Genomic DNA, 18107 nt, shown 5'->3' on the forward strand with positions numbered 1-18107 from the left:
CCATTTTCTTTTTTACACAATTATTCACTTTCCAATGCTTGCGCAGTTGGATCAATTAATCTCTGCCATAACTTGCAAACGATCTCGCGGGTATCGTGCCAATCCGCAGCATTGACTTGCATAGATTGATTTGCAAGCGCTAGACGGTGGCTCTCAGCTCGTTCACGGAGATAAGCGTGTATTAATGCTGTGGCATCTTCACTGGATAAGCAGCCTGCTTGAGCAGCATCTTCTAGAATTCTTACATTGTCGGAAAAATGGGCGAGATCTGTATTCGTCCCACTCCATGCAAGCACAACATACTGTGCCATAAATTCGATATCAACGATACCACCTGAGTCCTGTTTTAAATGAAAAATCCCATGTTTTTTTTGCTCAGAAGATGATCCTAAATGATCTTTCATCTTTTGGCGCATTTTCAGCACTTCTTCACGCACTTCGTTTTCATCACGCACTTGGGTCAGAATCTGACAGCGAATCTGTTCAAATTGCGTGCATAATCCACTATCTCCTGCAATCGAACGGGCACGCACCAAGGCTTGATGCTCCCAGAGCCAAGCACTTTTTTGTTGATATTGCTCATAGGCTTTTAGACTAGTGACCAACATCCCTGCTTCACCTGAAGGTCGCAGACGGGTATCAATCTCATAGACACGCCCATCTAGCGTTTGCGTAGTCATTAAGGACATAAACTTCTGCGCAACACGAATCGCAAACTCAGCGCCACTGATACGCTTACGACCATCGGTTTCACCTTGCTCTTCAAGTGCATGGATAAACACCAAATCTAAATCGGAACCATAACCGAGTTCAATGCCACCCAATTTGCCATAAGCAATCACCGCAAAACCTTTTTTATCCAGACTGCATCGTTGCCCATCATTGCCGACTGGATAACCATGACGCTGTGCAACCGCCTCATAAGCCAAGCGTAAAGTCGCTTGTACACTCACTTCAGCAATATCGGTCAGGGCATCGGAGACTTTCATCAACGGACTTTCCGCCAACACATCACTGGCTGCAACTGTCAGCACATTGCTCTTTTTAAATAAGCGCAATACTCGCATTTGATCTTCAACTTGATCAATCTCGATGCGCAACAATTGCTGACGCAAAGAATCTTCCAGATCTTTGCGTTGTGGCAGACCAAAATCCATCGACAGGAATTCATCCAACAGTACAGGATATTGCGCCAGCTCCTCACAGATCCACGGACTGACGGTTGCCATCTTGACCAGTCGCTGCAATGCGCCGCGGCTTTCCATCAACATCACTAAATACACGGTACGGCGTAACACCGACTCGATCAAAGGCATCAAGCGCAACAGTGCCACTTGCGGCTGATCCGACTGTAAAATTGCTTCGACCAAATGCGGCCAGAATTTCTTTAAGCGCTCTAAGGCACTGGCTGGAATTTTACGAAGTGCTTGTCCATGCCAGAAGTTTTGAATCAGGTTCTTGGCATCATCATCCAGTACGACATTGAGCTTTTGTTCAAGCTGAACAAAATCATCGACCGGCTCAGCAAATTCTTTCTCCTGAATCAATTGTTTAAACTGGACTTTGACCTTGTCACGTTTCTGATTCAATACATCCAAGAATGCAGGCCAATCGGCAAAGCCTAATGTCTCCAGCATACGCTGTCTCAGCTCGGGTTCAGTTGGAAGGGACTGGGTTTGCTGATCATTCAAGGCTTGAATGGCATGTTCGACTCGTCTTAGGAATAGATAGGCATCTTCCAGATCAATCACTGCTTGCTGATCTAATAATTCAGCTTCGCCTAAGTGATGTAGATTCACGAGACATTGACGATCTTGCAGTTCGCGCTTCGATCCACCATAAATCAACTGGAATACCTGCACAATGAATTCGATTTCACGAATCCCGCCTGCACCCAGTTTAATATCCTCTTCGATATTACGGCGCATGACCTCACGTTCGATCATGGCTTTCATTTCACGCATGGCAGCAAAAGCGGAATAATCGACATAACGACGGAATACAAACGGACGCGACATATCTAACAATTCTTCGCCCGCTTTGCCGCCCGTAATCACCCGTGCCTTAATCCATGCATAACGCTCCCATTCACGCCCATGCTGGCTGAGATACTTTTCCAAACCACTATGACTGATTGCTAAGGCTGAACCATCGCCCCACGGACGCAAGCGCATATCAACACGGAATACAAAACCATCTGCGGTAATATGATCGAGCAGATAAATCAGCTTCTGTCCCCACAGAATGCAAAACTGCTGTACATCAATACATTTACGCCCATTGGTCTCGCCTTGCTCATCGAAGGCAAAAATCAGGTCAATATCACTGGATAAATTCAGTTCTTGCGCGCCGAGCTTGCCCATACCAATCACGATCAGGTCTTGTAACTGACCTGAATAACCAATGGGTTCACCATGTTTGGCTAATAATGGTGGTAATGCAAAAGCTTTGGCGGCACAAATACTGGCATCGGCAAAATCTGATAGTTCACGTGTCAGTGTGACCACATTGGTGAGTTGATTGGCATCCTGCCAAATCCAGCGAAACATCAGCTTGGCACGCAAGATACGTAAGGCTTTCATCCACGCCTGTTCATCTGCGACCTCAGCCACAGCCAGTTGCACTTTTTGATAAATAGTTTCAGTCGACAGCGAGTCAAGAAATTGATCTACGGAATAGTCTTGTTCTAATTCTACTTGGTATAAATTTAAAACTTGTTCAGCATATTGGCTTGCAACTAAGGTTCTTTGTAGCTGTTGCGCATTCATATAAAAAGGCTCGACTGATGTCAGGTCATCTTGGATTAGTTATATCAGTTACAAGCTTATCTTTAAAATCTCTTTAGACTAATTTCGCTTTGCTTTTTTGTTGATCCGTACATAAATCAACCTGTTCACGTTCAATTGGCAACAACACGGTAAATACCGTGCCTTCGCCCTCATTGGAGCTGACATTGATTTCACCCAAATTCATTTCTACAAAGCGCTTACATAAACTTAAACCCAAACCTGCACCTTTCTCTCCTGCAGTGCCTTTATAACTCATGGTAATCCGTGGCTGAAACAAGTCATTGATTTGTTGTTGGGTCATGCCGAGACCAGTGTCTTTAACATAGATTTCAACATAAGTGCCTTTATGTTGTGCTTGAATATAGACCTTACCTGTACCATCAACATCGGTAAATTTCAGCGCATTCGACACCAAGTTCTGAATCACCGAGGTGATCATATTCATATCGGCATAGACTTTAAGATTTTCATCCACTTCATTAATCAGTTGAATATTCTTCTTAATCGCCAAAGTTTTAAGAATGTCGGTCACGATATTGGTGATCTGGCGCAACTTAAAATTGATCGGGTGATAGACAAAACGCCCACCTTCCGCCATCGCCCAATTCAATAAGCTTTCCAATAAGTTATAGGTCGATTGTGAAGTGTCGTAAAGATAGTCGGCAATATTCTGAATACTGGATTCGTCTAAGGTTTCACGTTCTTTCGCTAATATCTCAGAGAAGCCTAGTAGCCCATGAAATGGTGCACGTAAGTCATGGGAAATAATCGAAAAGAATTTGGTTTTACTAAAATTGAGTGCAGCTTCTTGTTCGTATAGTTCTTTCAACTCGTCATGGTTAAACTTCAATTCCAGTTGTTGCATGAAGTTGACACAATGTTCTTGGAGGAGTTGTTTTTGTAAATCATTAAAGCCTTGGGCAGCTTCATCAAACAGGATGATATAACCGAGTGAAGTTTGATCTGGGTGTCTAAGATGTAAAGCGACTGCAGTTTGGATTTTCTTTTTTAGTGGAGCAAGGAATGCCAATAAGGTTGGGTATTGCGGATGGTCGCTATCGACCAGATCACCATTGACGAATAAGGTATTTAAGCTTTTGCTAATCTTTGCGGAGTCAATGGCTTTAAGTTTTTCAGGGCAGCGATGCCAAAGATAAGGTTCTTGGTGGAAGGACAGCAATGCGGTACTGACTTGCATCAGTTTTCGGTTGAACTGTAAAAATTGCTCAAGCAAGTTCTGCTCTGAAGTTAACCCCAAAGAAAGAGAGATTTTACAAGCACTTAACTTTTCGGCTTGCTGTAGTTCTAATAATTGAATCGTCATTTCCGCCTCTCGAATATTATCGTTATACGGTTCTTTACGTTTTTTAAAAAAAATGTGAAAACTATCACTCAGTATTAACAAACTTTAACAGAAAAGGCAATTGTAGATTCAATCAATTCGCAACAAAACGTGAAATTTCATTAAATTTTAACTCTATTTAATAATTAGAAAAATTAAAACCATACATAAAAGTCTTAATTTTTTTTAGAACTAAGATTTTTAATTACTTCTGTAGATATTTTTATCAGTTCAGCGTTTACTTTCATTTGTTCAACATTTAGATTTGACGCCTCTATATTCCCCTTATTTTGATCATTTCCAAAATATTTTAAAGCTAATTCTTTCCGAAGTTTAACACCATCTTCAGGATCAAGATCAGATATGTACGAAGGAAAAGCATTTAGCTCTAAACTTATTTTCTCTGCAAAATCTTCTTTTTTCTGATAATGTACAACCTGTTTTAGAAAAAAACTAAGTATAGTGACACATAAAGATAAGACTGTAATTTTAAAAACCCAATAATCGTAAGCTTCAATTTCAAATCTATCGAAGAAAATTTTTTTAAAAACTAGTGAGGCTACTGCAAATGAAAGTGTCGCGATAACTGTAAAAAAGAATAAACCTAAGTAGCTATGCTTTGTATTATTAAAATTATTCTTAGCACTATCATAAATATTCTCTGAGTCAGCATTTTGCAATCTATTTCTTAACTCTCTAATCTTTTTTATTTCAAGCTCGATTTTTTGTGTAACTATATCTAAACTTTCATTAAGATATTCATTTTGAACTTGTATTAGGTCATTATAAACCTTTAAAAACTCATCTAAAGCTATCAGTTTCGCTGTAAGATAATCCTCTATATCATAATAATCCTTATTACTTAATATTTCTTCCAATCTTAACGTTATAGATTCGAGTATATGACTATGACTTGCAGAAACACTATCTACTTTCACTCTAATTCTGGCTAGTAGGTCATCCACCACTCCTATAGAAAAGCCGTTGTTCTCATTTAAGGCTTTTGACTCGATCTGATCAATTAAATTAAAAACACTTTTCTTTTTTTCCCCAAAATCAGCATTTCTTTGGATCAAGCTAATTATTTGGTTAGGTTCATACTGTTTATTCATCAGATTATTTAACTTTTTACTAAATTAGCTCTAAATAATTTTAACTAAAGCATTCATAATTCTCCACAAAAATATAAATTTAGCTAACTTTTTCTAATTCTAAAAACTTCTTAGCTTGCCAAGGCTTAACCATAGGCTTGAGGAGCATAAGCGCCAAAAAAAGACAAGCTATAAACAAAATAAATTGAGAGACAAAAAAACTAAATGGAACTTGATCTAAACCAACACCAGCTTTTATACATAGAAAAGTAATATATGCCATCGGCAACAATGAGCCAAAACTTATTGAAAAATATATAATTGTTCCAGCAATATTTAGGCTCTTAACGAACCAATCTTTACAGAAACTTTTTAGCTTAAACTCTTGTGTAATTTGATCTTTTTCCAAATAGAAATTCGCTTTTTTATAATAAAATATTGCTAAGTTTTTATTTTCACACGAAAGGATATATTCAAGTAAATCTTTATCATGATGAGAATATTTTAGTAATTTACTCAATTTAGAGACATCTAAATGATATTGAATTTGGTTTTTATATTTTTCAAAAGATACATCATCAAGTAGTTTTTCTTGATCTTTAATTTCATCATTTATACGTTGGATCTTATGATCTTGATGCTCTCGTATGCTGCTTAGAATCCCAGACTTAGCGATAAAGAAAACAATCGCTACAACTAACACCAGAAAAAGTACACTACTACAGATAATTACACCATAAGGGTTATCAATTACTCTCTCTAACAATGGTGTAAGGTTCAATTCTGAGTTTAAATTAGTTGCCATTAGCTCCCCTATATTAATTCTAGTAATTAAATCATTTTATTGCTGCAACATACTAATGAATATAAATATATTATAAATAAACATTAAAAAACCCCAAGCCTTTAATACCAGCTTGGGGTCTTTGAATCTTGGTCCCGAGGGTCGGACTCGAACCGACACGTCATCTCTGACAGCGGATTTTGAGTCCGCCGCGTCTACCAATTTCACCACCTCGGGAAGAGTGCGATGCTTTGTGTTGCGTATAATAACCTGTTTGATTTTATTGTCAAACACTAACTCACGCTTATTGCTCACTTTTAAATCATTCAGATATTTTTCTATCAATAAACACGCGAACTCAGCGAGAAAACACAAAAAAGACTATACTACGCCCAATTTTTGCAATGTTTTAGATGTATGCAACTCTCCGACTTTTCGTTTGATCTCCCCGATGAACTTATTGCTCGCTATCCCTTAGACAGCCGTAGCGCATCTCGCCTGCTGCATATCGATGCTCAAGGTCAATATCACGATCATGCCTTTACCGATATTCTCGACCTACTCGAAGACGGTGATTTGCTGGTACTGAATGACACCAAAGTCATGAAAGCACGCTTAAAAGGTAAACGTGCCACAGGCGGTGCAATCGAAGTGCTGGTTGAACGCATGTTGGATACCCACACTGCACATTGCCATATCAAATCAAGCAACTCACCTAAAGCAGGCGCAGAACTGTATATCGGTGAAGACGCAGTACCTGTCACGGTACAAGGTCGCCATGAAAATCTGTTTGTGGTGAAGTTTTCACAACCGATTTTGTCGGTACTGGATCAATACGGTCAGCTGCCGATTCCACCTTATTTCAATCGTGAAGCCGAAGAGATTGATACCGAACGCTATCAAACCGTATTCCACGACCCTGAAAAAATTGCCAGCGTTGCAGCACCAACAGCCAGTCTGCATTTCGACCAAGGCTTATTAGAAAAACTAGCAGCCAAAGGCGTGCAAAAGACCTTTGTCACGCTACATGTCGGTGCAGGAACGTTTATGCCTGTGCGTACTACAGACATTACCAATCATATTATGCACAGTGAATGGTGTGATGTACCGCAAGCCACGATTGATCTGATTTTGGCAACCAAAGCACGTGGTAATAAAGTCATTGCGGTAGGCACTACGGCGACGCGTGCCCTAGAAAGTGCAGCACAGGCGAATCAAGGGCAAATTGCAGCATGGACAGGTGATACCCAGATCTTTATTTATCCAGGTTATCAATTCTGTATTGTGGATCGTTTGATTACCAACTTCCATTTACCAGAATCGACCTTGTTGATGTTGGTTTCAGCCTTGTCAAATCGTGACAATATTTTGGCTGCTTATAAACATGCAGTGGAACAACGCTATCGCTTCTTTAGTTATGGCGATGCGATGTTGGTGGATGAGCTCGACGCTTAAAATAGATCAATAGGCTAAATTCAGGTTTAGCCTATTTTTTAAAATGATGATTTAAAAATTATGCCATTTATATCTAAAAAAATTCAAAAAACCATTCAAAATCAATTTATGCATAATCAGGCAACCTTAGAAAATATTGAGGCCATTCGCCAATTGCTTGCAGAGCAGCCCTCACCTGACACGCTTATCAGTCACTTAAAACACTGGCAAGGCGAGCAAAACCTGTATATCAAGAATTATCTTTACTGGGCGCTGACCACCCTGAGTCTCATTTTTTTATTGGCAGGCCTTTTGCTCTCAGCCTACTACCTGATTGTTAGTGTTGTTCTGTTTAGCCTTGGCATCCGTTATCGTATTCCCACAAGTGAACTGGAAAACTTAAAAGAACAACTCAGAGTTTATATGCTGGAACAGACCTATAAGGTGAAGTTTCAGCAGGATGAACCACCCTTAAATCATGCATTACTGGATCACCCTTTATTTCAATTCGGCAATACAGACAATACCGTTACGATCTTGCTTGTTGGAAAAGCAATGATTAAACAAAAAACCTATGATTATTCGGTTTTTAAATATCGCTATAGCTATAAAACAAAAACAACCAATGACCAAGGCCAAGAGATTTGGGAAACGACAACCTGTGATCTATGGGGTGTGCTGATGGAAAATTTTCCATTTAAGGGTGTCAGTATTTCAGCCGCGCATAAAAACCGTTGTCATCTTGGGGTTGAATGGCAATCCAGTGATATTCGTTTTAATCAAAAATATCAGCAAAGTGGTATGAGCGAATTTGAATTTGTGAAATTTTTAACCCCAGAACGATTATTAGCGCTGGAGAACATGATGCAGGCCTTTTATGGCGATTTTTATGTACACCCCCACACGGGCGTGATGTGTTGGTTATTCAATGAGTCGCCCTTAGTCGAGAACAATTATTTATTTCAGGCAAGCACCGTAAATGAGTTGGCGGAAAAATTGGAACAACTTCACATGCCAAAGCTTCAGCGCTTACAAGAGGCTTTTACAGCGCTGCTCAAAACGCTATGACAGAATCAGCAACGTGTAAAATCACCTACAAGGCACTTCTTAGTTTCTGAAATTTAAAGCATAATTAGAACAATATACAGACATTATAATGAAACAAAATATCCATGCCGATTGACACCGTACAACAAGCGCTGCATATCAGACGCAAAAAAAATGCGCAGGTTTTCCGCAATATTGCACGACTATGGGAGGTCGGACAAAAAGCACATAGCGATCAAGCCCTATTAGATGCCTTGCATCCTTGGCGAGAAGATCACAGCCTGCATTTTTTTAATGTGCTGCCCTATTTATTGGCTTTGATCAGTATCGGCACATTGGTGTTTGGCTATTTTTTTCATCCGCATATTCAATATATCTGGAGTCTACTTGGGGCATTCCTTACGGGTTTTCTGGCCTATCTGCTCTATGAACCACAGGAACCATTAACACGTGTCATTCATTATCTGGAAGAACGTATGACCGTATTACGCTATGGTTTGCAGTTCCAGCAACTCCCTGCTTATCTCCCCATTCAAGCGCAACCGATTTTAGTGATGAGCAAATTAAAGCAACATTTCCCACTGTTTAATCGGGGCAGTGAGTCCAATGAGATTACTCACTACGCCTCTACGACTTGGCATGATGGCAACACAGAACATCAGGTTCTCCTGTTTCAATATCATTATGTCAGTGAAATGCCGATTCTTCAGGATCAAAGCAGTGATAAAAAAATTGTCAAAGAAATCCATAAAGATTTATGGGGCGCTTTTATTTTTCAAATGCCAGCCTTAGGAATTGCCGTCAGCAATCAGCGCTCACGTTTTTTTGAACCGTATACCCGTTCATGGCAAAGCAGTGATATTTTGATTAACCAAGAATTGAATATCTTTGGCTTGAATCAACATCAACTTGCCAAAGAAATCAGCCCGAGCCTCACTTTAAAACTGCATGATTTTTTTCAACATTTTACAGGGGATTTAATTTATCATCATCAAGAACAAATCCTGTGTTACGTGGGCGAACAAAATCTTTTCGAAACCGCCAGTAAACGCAGCGACATCCATGATATTCCCGCATTGCGTGGCCATTTACGCACCATGACCATGCCGCAATATCAGAAGTTTCAACAATGGATGCTGAATTTAATTCGTTAATCATTGAGTAATAACAATAAGGGGAATGGCGATGACAGGTTTATTCATCTTTTTAGCGATTTTTGTACTCCTGATCGTGTGGGGTATTTCTATCCGCAATAACATCGTACGTTATTTTAATGCCACCAAGCGAGCATGGTCAGAAGTGGCCAACTTCGAGCGTCAAAAAGTAAAGACTTTAGAAGCCTTGGAAGCCACACTGGATCAATATACCCAGTTTGAAAAATCGACCTTGGAAAAAGTCACCGAGTTGCGGCAGCAGATTCTGAATCTGAATGTGAATGACACTGATATTTCTCAGTTACAACAGATTGAAAAAATGAGTAAGGAGCTGATTCGCAGCCTGAATGTGGTGGTCGAGAATTATCCTGAACTGAAAGCCGATGCGTTGTATAGCAAGATGATGGATGATATTCAGGAACAAAATGAAAATGTCGGTGCAGCCATTACCATCTTTAACCGCAATGTAGAATTGTTTAATAACCAGATCGAAGTGTTTCCAAACAACCTGATCAATACCCTGACTTTATCGAAGAAAGCCATTCGCCCATTTAAGGATAATCTGGCGACTGAAAATTTTGACTATAAACCGAATTTTTAAGAACAAGCTGAGTCATTCCAAAGCCAATTTAGGTCGTCACTTGAATTGGCTTTTTTATTTTTTGGTTATGGCTACATTTAGTAGTAGAACTACACACCATAATCGGGGAAAATAGCCGCTTTCGATCAGCGAACTGTTTTTTCGCCTTCTTGCGCTGCAATCATAGTAGCACTTCGATCTTGCTCAGGTTATGACATGAAATTTGAAAAATTAGGCCAGTCGGGGCGCGCCCGTCGTGGTCGACTTACTTTAGAACACGGTGTGGTTGAAACCCCTGTGTTTATGCCCGTTGGTACTTACGGTACAGTAAAAGGCATGCTCCCTCGTGATATTGAAGAAATTCAGGCACAGATTATCTTAGGAAACACCTTCCACTTATATTTACGTCCAGGTTTGGAAGTAATTAAAGAGCATGGCGGTCTGCACGAGTTTATCCAATGGGATAAACCGATTTTGACCGACTCTGGTGGTTTCCAGGTATTCAGCTTGGGCGCAATGCGTAAAATCAAAGAAGAAGGTGTGACCTTCCGCTCTCCGATTGATGGTTCAAAAGTGTTCTTGTCTCCAGAAATTTCAATGGAGATTCAACATGTACTGAATTCAGATATCGTGATGATTTTTGATGAATGTACCCCTTACCCTGCCACTCATGAAGAAGCGCAAAAATCATTGCAACTTTCTTTACGTTGGGCAAAACGTTGTAAAACCCACCATCATGACGCGCTCAAGAATAAAAATGCCTTATTCGGCATCATTCAAGGCGGCATGTACGAAGACCTACGAGATGAATCACTCAAAGGCTTGTTGGAAGTTGGTTTTGATGGTTATGCGATTGGGGGGCTTTCGGTAGGTGAACCGAAAGAAGAAATGATCAAGGTACTTGATTATTTACCCAACAAAATGCCGCAAGAAAAACCACGTTACTTAATGGGTGTGGGTAAACCAGAAGACATCGTCGAAGCAGTTCGCCGTGGTGTCGATATGTTTGACTGTGTGATGCCAACTCGTAATGCCCGTAATGGTCATTATTTTGTGACCGATGGTCTGGTCCGTATCCGTAATAGTAAATATCGCCATGATAAAGGGCCTTTGGACCCACATTGTGATTGCTACACTTGTAAAAACTTTACTCGTGCCTATTTATATCATTTAGAGAAGTGTGGTGAGATGCTGGCATCAATGCTTGGCACGATCCACAACTTGCGTTACTACCAACGTCTGACGCAAGGTATGCGTGATGCCTTGGATAACGGCACATTTGATGAGTACGTTCAGGACTTTTATGCCCGTCGTGGCTTAGAAGTTCCAGCATGTCCAGAGGACTAAACTGAACGATTTGCATCAAGATTTGCGCCTGATCGCAAGACAAGGTACATTGCAAAACGAATTGGAATTTATTGTTAATTTTTTGCCTTTTAATTTTAGGAAATCGAAATGAGTTTTTTCATCTCTACTGCTCACGCTGCACCTGCTGCGGCACAAGGTCCAAGCCTTATGGCAAACTTATTGATGATCGCGGTATTTATCGCAATCTTCTATTTCTTGATCTGGAGACCTCAAGCGAAACGCGCTAAAGAACATCGTTCTTTAATTGAAAGCTTGGGTGTAGGCAGCGAGATCGTGTTTGCTGGTGGTTTAATGGGGAGAATTACCAAACTTGAAGGTGACTTTGCAGTTGTTGAACTCACTCGCGGTGTTGAGGTAAAAATCCAACGTGCGAGTGTCATTTCAGTATTACCTGAAGGCACATTAAATAACCTTTAATCATAAAATAGTCGTGCCTCAGCACGACTTTTTCATTTAAGAAGAAAGCGAATGCGTTACCCTGCATGGAAATATTTACTGATCCTTGTGGTACTTGTGATCAGTACGTTATATGCACTTCCAAGTCTGTATCCAGATGAACCTGCTGTCCAAATTTCGGGGGCAAAAGCAGGCACTAAAATTGATCAGACTATCGTGCAAAAAGCGGAGCAGATTTTAAAAACTGCCAACATTAGCAGCCACGACAATAGCTTCACCAATAACGCGGCATTATTACGTTTAAGCTCTTCTGAAGCACAGTTAAAAGCCAAAGAAGTGTTACGCCGTGATTTAGGTGATGATTATGTCGTTGCGCTCAACCTTGCACCAACCACCCCTGAGTGGTTGCAAAAGATTGGCGCAAAACCGATGAAACTCGGTTTGGACTTACGTGGTGGTGTACACTTCTTGCTCGAAGTCGACATGGATAAAGCCATTAGTCAGCGTATGGAAACATCTGCGACTGATTTGCGTCGTCAATTCCGTGATAACAAAATCAAATTTAACAACCTTGCGTTAAGTAACAACACCATTACCATCCAGTTTGCCAGCAATGCCGACCGTGATGCAGCGACTGATTTTTTACGTCGTAATGGTAACGAATTTACTCAACAAGCGGTTGCCACTTCATCTGGTGCAACTTTAAGACTGAATTATACCGATGCACGCCGTCAGGAAATTCAATCTTATGCAGTCAACCAAAACTTAACCACCTTACGTAACCGTATTAACGAACTCGGTGTAGCCGAAGCACTGGTACAAACACAGGGTAGCAACCGTATTGTGGTTGAATTGCCGGGTGTACAAGATACCGCTGAAGCAAAACGTGTCTTGGGTCGTACTGCGAACTTAGAGTTCCGTTTGGTTGCAGATAGCAATGATCAATATATCGATCCATATACGGGTAAATATAATGGTCAGCCACTTCCTCCGGGAACTGAGGTATTTGCCTACCAGTCTTTAGACAGTGGTCGTCAACTTCTGTTACAACGTAACCGTATCTTGACCGGTGAACGTGTTCAAAACGCAAGTTCTGGCTTTAGCCAAGACTCTGGCGGTGCTGAAGTGAATATCACCCTCGATTCTTCAGGTGGTAAACTGATGGCAGATGCCACTCGTGGTGCAGTTGGCAAACGTATGGCCGTTTTGTTTATCGAGAATAAACAAAAAATCTCTTACGTAGCTGATCCAAACACAGGCGTCCAGACTGAAGTTCGTACTCCATATACCGAATCTGTGGTGATCAATGCTGCAACTATTCAAGCGGTATTGGGTTCGCAATTCCGTATTACGGGTCTAGATTCACCACAAGAAGCAGCGGAGCTTGCCTTGATGCTTCGTGCAGGTGCTTTGGCTGCCCCAATGTACTTCGTTGAAGAACGTGTGGTAGGTCCAAGCTTAGGTCAAGAAAACATTGATAAGGGCGTGTTATCGACTCAAATCGGCTTCTTGTTGGTTGCGATTTGGATGATCGTATTCTTCCGTTTATTCGGTTTGATCGCGAACTTTGCCTTGGTGTTCAACCTTGCCATGATCTTAACCGTAATGTCTTGGATTGGTGCCTCCCTCACCCTGCCGGGTATTGCAGGTATCGTGATTACCATTGGTATGGCGGTCGATGCTAACGTTCTGATCTGTGAGCGTATCCGAGAGGAAATGCTCTGGGGTGCCTCGCCCAAACAGGCAATTGTTGCGGGTTATGATCGTGCCTATAACACCATTCTCGACTCGAACTTAACCACGTTCATTGTTGCGTTTATTTTATTCGCGATTGGTACAGGTCCGATCAAAGGCTTCGCAGTGACCTTGATGATTGGTATTATTTGTTCGATGTTTACGGCAATTACCGTCACGCGTGCAATCGTACAGCTCATTTATGGCAAACGCCGTAATTTGAACAAGTTGAGTATTTAAGGAGATTCACATGACTGATCTGACTCAACAAGACTCAAAGCAATACGGTCGCCCAGATGATCTAAAAATCATCCCATTCATGAAGATTGCCACACCTGCGGCTATCTTCTCGATCCTGATTACCATTGCCAGTATCTTTTTTATCGCCACTAAAGGTCTCAATCTTGGTTTGGACTTTACTGGTGGTATTTCGGCTGAATTAAACTACAAGCAAGGGGTTCAACCGGCTCAAGTGATTCAAGCCCTGGATCGTGCAGGCTTCAAAGATGCTGTAGTACAAACTTTGGGGAGTAATACCGACCTGATCGTGCGTATGCCTGTACAAGAAGACCTGAATGTTGAAGACCTGAGCAATAGCATCACTAAAGCAGTGCAATTGCCAAATAACACCGTAGAAGTTCACAAAGTGGACTCTGTCGGTGGTGCGGTTGGTAATGAACTCTATGTACGTTCTGCGGGCGCAGTCGCACTTGCTTTGATCCTGATGTTGATCTACGTGACCATTCGATTTGAGTTTAAAATGGCGGTCGGTGCTGTAATGTCATTATTCCATGACATTATCATCATTTTTGGTGCTTTTGCGCTGTTCCAATGGCCTTTCGACTTAACCGTACTTGCGGCTGTACTTGCGGTGATTGGTTTCTCACTCAACGATAATATCGTGGTATCGGACCGTATCCGTGAAAACTTCCGTAAAATTCGTGGTGCAAGCCCTCGTGAAATCGTAGACATCGCCTTAACAGAAACTTTACGTCGTACCATTCACACCTCGATGACCTTATTACTCGTGGTTCTGGCCATGATGTTCTTAGGGGGTGATGGCTTACACTGGTTCTCTATGGCAATGTTTGTCGGTATCTTTGTCGGCACCTACTCATCCATCTATATCGGTACAGCATTCGCCTTATGGCGTGGTCTGAACCGTCAGGACTTTATTGTTCAAGTTAAACCTGAATTTGAAGAAGAAGAGATTCCTTAATCACTCTCCTGCTTAAATTCAAATAAAATGCCAGCACAACGCTGGCATTTTTTATGGGCTTCAAACACGTGCTTAAACAGGCGCTCACTATCTCTTTTCCACCAGCAGGTGAGCTTCATTATCCTTTCATTAAGGGATAATCATAATCTCCCCACTTACTGGTTTGAATGCCTAAACCATGCAGGCTTTCAATCAGTTTAACCGCAGCCCGAACCCCATCAATAATCGGAATGCCCAGCTCCAGACTGACCTGATCCGCCATCTCGGCCATGCCACCACAGCCCAAGACGATCGCTCCAATTCCATCCTCTATTTTGGCTTGCTGACAGCTTGCCAATAATTTTTCATAGGCAATTTGCTTATCATTTTCCAAAGCCAATACAGGTAGATCAATGCATCGAATCTGTGCACATTTCCGTTCAAAGCCATATTGATACAATAAATGTTCAGCAATGATTTTGGTTCGGGCTAAGGTGGTCACAATCGAAAATTTTGTCGCAATCAAACTGGCCATATGAAATGCAGCTTCGGCAATGCCAATCACAGGCGCCTGAGCCAACTCTCTTGCCGCATGCAAAACTGGATCACCAAAGCAGGCGATAATATGCCCATCGACCTGCTGTGCTTTTCCTTGTTGGATTAATTCAAGCACTCCAACAGCAGAAATCGCCTCATCATAATGCCCCTCAATCGATAACACGCCTTTTTCGGGAGACTGGGCGATAATTTCGGTATCTACCGCGGCCACCTGACGCGCAGCCTCAGCAATTGATGTGGTCATTTTGACACAGGTATTTGGATTAATGATTTGAATTCGAGTCGCGTTTCTCATTTCTGCACATTTTTAATTCAAAAAATAAGATTGATCATATTTCAATCCAGCTGGTCTGAACAGTTAAAAGCTGAAATTAAATATTTAAACAAATATAATCAATAAATTAATAATAAATTTAAAATAATAAAATGAAGTTGGCTTAATTTCTGCATCACTGGTCTGAACAGTTGTTTATCTTGAAGACCCGTCATGAGCGATAACCCGAACTATAGTCCTAAACTCTCCAATGAAGATCTCATCCCTGCTGAAAAAAATTGGACGTGGTATAACATCTTTTCCTTTTGGATGTCCGATGTACATAGTATGGGCGGCTATGTGGTCGCAGCGAGCTTATTTTCGCTTGGGCTAGCCAGCTGGCAAGTGTTGCTGGCTTTACTGATTGGTATCGTAATTGTCCAGGTTGCGGCGAACTTGGTTGCAAAACCTAGTCAAATTTCAGGGGTTCCCTATGCAGTGATCTCTCGCCAAGCCTTCGGGATTTATGGAGCCTATATTCCAGCCTTAATTCGCGGCCTGATTGCGGTTTCATGGTATGGCATTCAAACCTGGCTGGCCTCCAATGCCTTGATGATGATTCTTCTTAAGTTCTATCCAGCATTACACCCACTTACACTGACTGAATTTGCGGGTCTAAGCACGATTGGCTGGATCTGTTTTGGTTTTATCTGGGCGATACAAGCACTGGTTTTCTGGAAAGGGATGGACACCATCAAGGTGTTTATCGACTGGGCGGGCCCAATGGTCTATGTGGTGATGTTGGCACTGGCATTATGGCTGGTGTGGAAAGCAGGCTGGCATCATATTTCCTTCAACCTCAGTGATAAACACCTCAGCGTCAATCAGCAAATCATGCAAACCATTGTCGCGATTGCATTGGTGGTGTCTTATTTCTCAGGCCCATTACTCAACTTTGGCGATTTCTCCCGTTATGGCAAAGATATGCAACAGGTCAAAAAGGGTAACTTTTGGGGACTACCGTTTAACTTTCTCTTCTTTGCCATCATCGTCGTCATGATTGTTTCAGGTACCTTTAGTGTGTTTGGAAAAATGGTACATGATCCACTCGAAACGGTTGCAATGATTGATAACGGGTTTGTGGTGGTACTCGGTTTATTAACAGTATTAACCGCCACCATTGGCATTAATATTGTGGCGAATTTCGTTTCAGCTGGGTTTGATTTTTCTAATCTTGCCCCACGCTTTCTTAGTTTTCGCAGAGCCGGCATGATTGCCGCGATTGGTTCGATCTTTATCACCCCATGGAATTTATTTAACTCCCCTGAACTGATTCACTATACGCTTGATACTTTAGCCGCGTTTATCGGTCCACTGTTTGGTATTCTACTCGCTGACTTTTACCTGATTAATAAACAACAAGTGCTGGTCGATGACTTATTTAGCGACCAACCCACAGCAGCATATTACTATCAAAAAGGCATCAATCGAAAAGCCGTCGTGAGCTTAATGGCCGCGGTCAGCATCGGCCTACTCTTGGTGCTTATTCCAAGTTTTCAGTTTTTGGCTCCCTTCAACTGGTTTATTGGAGTCCTCCTCGGCAGTAGTTTTTACTATCGCCTCTCTCGGGAAAGCGTTGCTTCGAAAACAAGAAATATCCATCATCAGCAAAGCTTGAATATTCCTCAAAACCATCAATGTATGCAGGATGGTTTTTTAATGCTGAATGATCTGGATCTGTGGAAACTGGAAACCACGGCAGGACTGCTCTGCCCGCCACGCGACAGTCAATACCATGTTCTGATGAAGAATAAAGTTTTGATAAGCATAGCTCCCAATCAACGGATGAGAACACATTCCTCCCTGATTGGACGGATGTACTTGGGTATTCAGACTATTCAAGTCCAGACGAATGCCTAAGCCTGATGCTTTTAAAACTGCTTCTTTGGTGGTCCAGACTCTGAACCAGTATTCAGTATCCTGATCCTGCTGTTGCCAGATTCGATATTCCTCGGCATGAAACGCATGTTGAGCCAAGGCATCAAAACGCACTTTACGATCCAGTTCTTCGACATCAATCCCAATATCTTTGACCCGTTCACTCATCGCCAAGGCATAATATTGCTGACTATGGGTATGATTAAAATGTAAGGTATGTGAGCTTAAAAAGGGTTTACCGTGTTCATGTTTGGAAAAACTTAAATCGTCCACCGAGCAAAGCAGTTGATTTGCCAGCAACGTATTTCTATAGGTTCTAATCTGTTCTTTTTTATAGTGATTAAACGATCTTAAATCAGCAAAGTCAGCTTTATTTTTTTGCAGAAGTTGTGCCAATGCCTGAACATGGATTTCGATTTGACCTGCCATCTGATCACTCCC

14 protein-coding genes, 1 tRNA gene and 1 pseudogene are annotated in these 18107 nt (G+C 41.5%); 9 read left to right on the forward strand and 7 right to left on the reverse strand.

Annotation, left to right across the window (positions count from 1 at the left end):
- Positions 1–20 precede the first annotated feature (20 nt).
- From glnE to F907_RS16060, 5 genes are all read right to left on the reverse strand, one after another.
- Positions 21–2768: a bifunctional [glutamate--ammonia ligase]-adenylyl-L-tyrosine phosphorylase/[glutamate--ammonia-ligase] adenylyltransferase gene (gene glnE / locus F907_RS16080; protein WP_016651204.1), complete on the reverse strand. Its 2748-nt coding sequence runs from the start codon at positions 2766–2768 to the stop codon at positions 21–23.
- A 73-nt stretch (positions 2769–2841) separates the two neighbouring features.
- Complete coding sequence (locus F907_RS16075) at positions 2842–4113, reverse strand: sensor histidine kinase (RefSeq protein WP_016651205.1); 1272 nt, start codon at positions 4111–4113, stop codon at positions 2842–2844.
- Positions 4114–4307: 194 nt separating this feature from the next.
- Entirely contained in the window at positions 4308–5243 is a 936-nt protein-coding gene (locus tag F907_RS16070) for a hypothetical protein (protein WP_016651206.1), read from the reverse strand.
- A gap of 79 nt (positions 5244–5322) precedes the next feature.
- Complete coding sequence (locus tag F907_RS16065) at positions 5323–6027, reverse strand: CDC50/LEM3 family protein (RefSeq protein WP_016651207.1); 705 nt, start codon at positions 6025–6027, stop codon at positions 5323–5325.
- A gap of 129 nt (positions 6028–6156) precedes the next feature.
- Positions 6157–6243: transfer RNA gene (locus tag F907_RS16060), tRNA-Leu, on the reverse strand.
- A gap of 180 nt (positions 6244–6423) precedes the next feature.
- On the opposite strand from F907_RS16060, the gene queA reads away from it, so the two are divergent.
- From queA to secF, 8 genes are all read left to right on the forward strand, one after another.
- Positions 6424–7461: a tRNA preQ1(34) S-adenosylmethionine ribosyltransferase-isomerase QueA gene (gene queA, locus F907_RS16055; protein ID WP_016651208.1), complete on the forward strand. Its 1038-nt coding sequence runs from the start codon at positions 6424–6426 to the stop codon at positions 7459–7461.
- Positions 7462–7521: 60 nt separating this feature from the next.
- On the forward strand, positions 7522–8508 hold the full coding sequence (locus tag F907_RS16050) for a hypothetical protein (protein WP_016651209.1): 987 nt from the start codon (positions 7522–7524) through the stop codon (positions 8506–8508).
- Between the two features lie 104 nt (positions 8509–8612).
- Positions 8613–9641: a hypothetical protein gene (locus tag F907_RS16045; RefSeq protein ID WP_016651210.1), complete on the forward strand. Its 1029-nt coding sequence runs from the start codon at positions 8613–8615 to the stop codon at positions 9639–9641.
- A 31-nt stretch (positions 9642–9672) separates the two neighbouring features.
- A complete protein-coding gene (locus F907_RS16040) occupies positions 9673–10242 on the forward strand; it encodes a LemA family protein (RefSeq protein WP_005269195.1) in 570 nt (189 codons plus the stop codon).
- A gap of 195 nt (positions 10243–10437) precedes the next feature.
- A complete protein-coding gene (gene tgt / locus F907_RS16035; RefSeq protein ID WP_016651211.1) occupies positions 10438–11568 on the forward strand; it encodes a tRNA guanosine(34) transglycosylase Tgt in 1131 nt (376 codons plus the stop codon).
- A 108-nt stretch (positions 11569–11676) separates the two neighbouring features.
- Positions 11677–12006 carry a preprotein translocase subunit YajC gene (gene yajC / locus F907_RS16030; protein WP_005206306.1) on the forward strand — a complete coding sequence of 110 codons (330 nt, stop codon included), beginning with the start codon at positions 11677–11679 and terminating at the stop codon, positions 12004–12006.
- Positions 12007–12057: 51 nt separating this feature from the next.
- Entirely contained in the window at positions 12058–13959 is a 1902-nt protein-coding gene (gene secD / locus F907_RS16025; RefSeq protein ID WP_016651212.1) for a protein translocase subunit SecD, read from the forward strand.
- Between the two features lie 10 nt (positions 13960–13969).
- The gene (gene secF / locus F907_RS16020) at positions 13970–14938 is read left to right on the forward strand and encodes a protein translocase subunit SecF (RefSeq protein ID WP_005244311.1); all 969 of its coding nucleotides are present in this window, start codon (positions 13970–13972) and stop codon (positions 14936–14938) included.
- Between the two features lie 118 nt (positions 14939–15056).
- On the opposite strand, the gene F907_RS16015 is transcribed toward secF, so the two are convergent.
- Complete coding sequence (locus F907_RS16015) at positions 15057–15770, reverse strand: aspartate/glutamate racemase family protein (protein ID WP_016651213.1); 714 nt, start codon at positions 15768–15770, stop codon at positions 15057–15059.
- Positions 15771–15962: 192 nt separating this feature from the next.
- Between F907_RS16015 and F907_RS16010 the strand changes: the two are divergent.
- Positions 15963–17426, forward strand: a pseudogene (locus F907_RS16010) (NCS1 family nucleobase:cation symporter-1); the annotation flags it as partial.
- 18 nt (positions 17427–17444) lie between these two features.
- Here the strand turns inward: F907_RS16010 and F907_RS18295 are convergent.
- Entirely contained in the window at positions 17445–18095 is a 651-nt protein-coding gene (locus F907_RS18295; RefSeq protein ID WP_081402428.1) for a 4'-phosphopantetheinyl transferase family protein, read from the reverse strand.
- Positions 18096–18107: the final 12 nt, after the last annotated feature.

The organism is Acinetobacter colistiniresistens, from assembly GCF_000413935.1.
GTDB classification, from domain to species: Bacteria; Pseudomonadota; Gammaproteobacteria; order Pseudomonadales; family Moraxellaceae; genus Acinetobacter; species Acinetobacter colistiniresistens.

Excerpts from the sequence above, each read along its gene's own strand:
- glnE (WP_016651204.1), bottom strand. The coding sequence starts at position 2,768 with ATGAATGCGCAACAGCTACAAAGAACCTTAGTTGCAAGCCAATATGCT.
- F907_RS16075 (WP_016651205.1), bottom strand. The coding sequence starts at position 4,113 with ATGACGATTCAATTATTAGAACTACAGCAAGCCGAAAAGTTAAGTGCT.
- F907_RS16070 (WP_016651206.1), bottom strand. The coding sequence starts at position 5,243 with ATGAATAAACAGTATGAACCTAACCAAATAATTAGCTTGATCCAAAGA.
- F907_RS16065 (WP_016651207.1), bottom strand. The coding sequence starts at position 6,027 with ATGGCAACTAATTTAAACTCAGAATTGAACCTTACACCATTGTTAGAG.
- queA (WP_016651208.1), top strand. The coding sequence starts at position 6,424 with ATGCAACTCTCCGACTTTTCGTTTGATCTCCCCGATGAACTTATTGCT.
- F907_RS16050 (WP_016651209.1), top strand. The coding sequence starts at position 7,522 with ATGCCATTTATATCTAAAAAAATTCAAAAAACCATTCAAAATCAATTT.
- F907_RS16045 (WP_016651210.1), top strand. The coding sequence starts at position 8,613 with ATGCCGATTGACACCGTACAACAAGCGCTGCATATCAGACGCAAAAAA.
- F907_RS16040 (WP_005269195.1), top strand. The coding sequence starts at position 9,673 with ATGACAGGTTTATTCATCTTTTTAGCGATTTTTGTACTCCTGATCGTG.
- tgt (WP_016651211.1), top strand. The coding sequence starts at position 10,438 with ATGAAATTTGAAAAATTAGGCCAGTCGGGGCGCGCCCGTCGTGGTCGA.
- yajC (WP_005206306.1), top strand. The coding sequence starts at position 11,677 with ATGAGTTTTTTCATCTCTACTGCTCACGCTGCACCTGCTGCGGCACAA.
- secD (WP_016651212.1), top strand. The coding sequence starts at position 12,058 with ATGCGTTACCCTGCATGGAAATATTTACTGATCCTTGTGGTACTTGTG.
- secF (WP_005244311.1), top strand. The coding sequence starts at position 13,970 with ATGACTGATCTGACTCAACAAGACTCAAAGCAATACGGTCGCCCAGAT.
- F907_RS16015 (WP_016651213.1), bottom strand. The coding sequence starts at position 15,770 with ATGAGAAACGCGACTCGAATTCAAATCATTAATCCAAATACCTGTGTC.
- F907_RS18295 (WP_081402428.1), bottom strand. The coding sequence starts at position 18,095 with ATGGCAGGTCAAATCGAAATCCATGTTCAGGCATTGGCACAACTTCTG.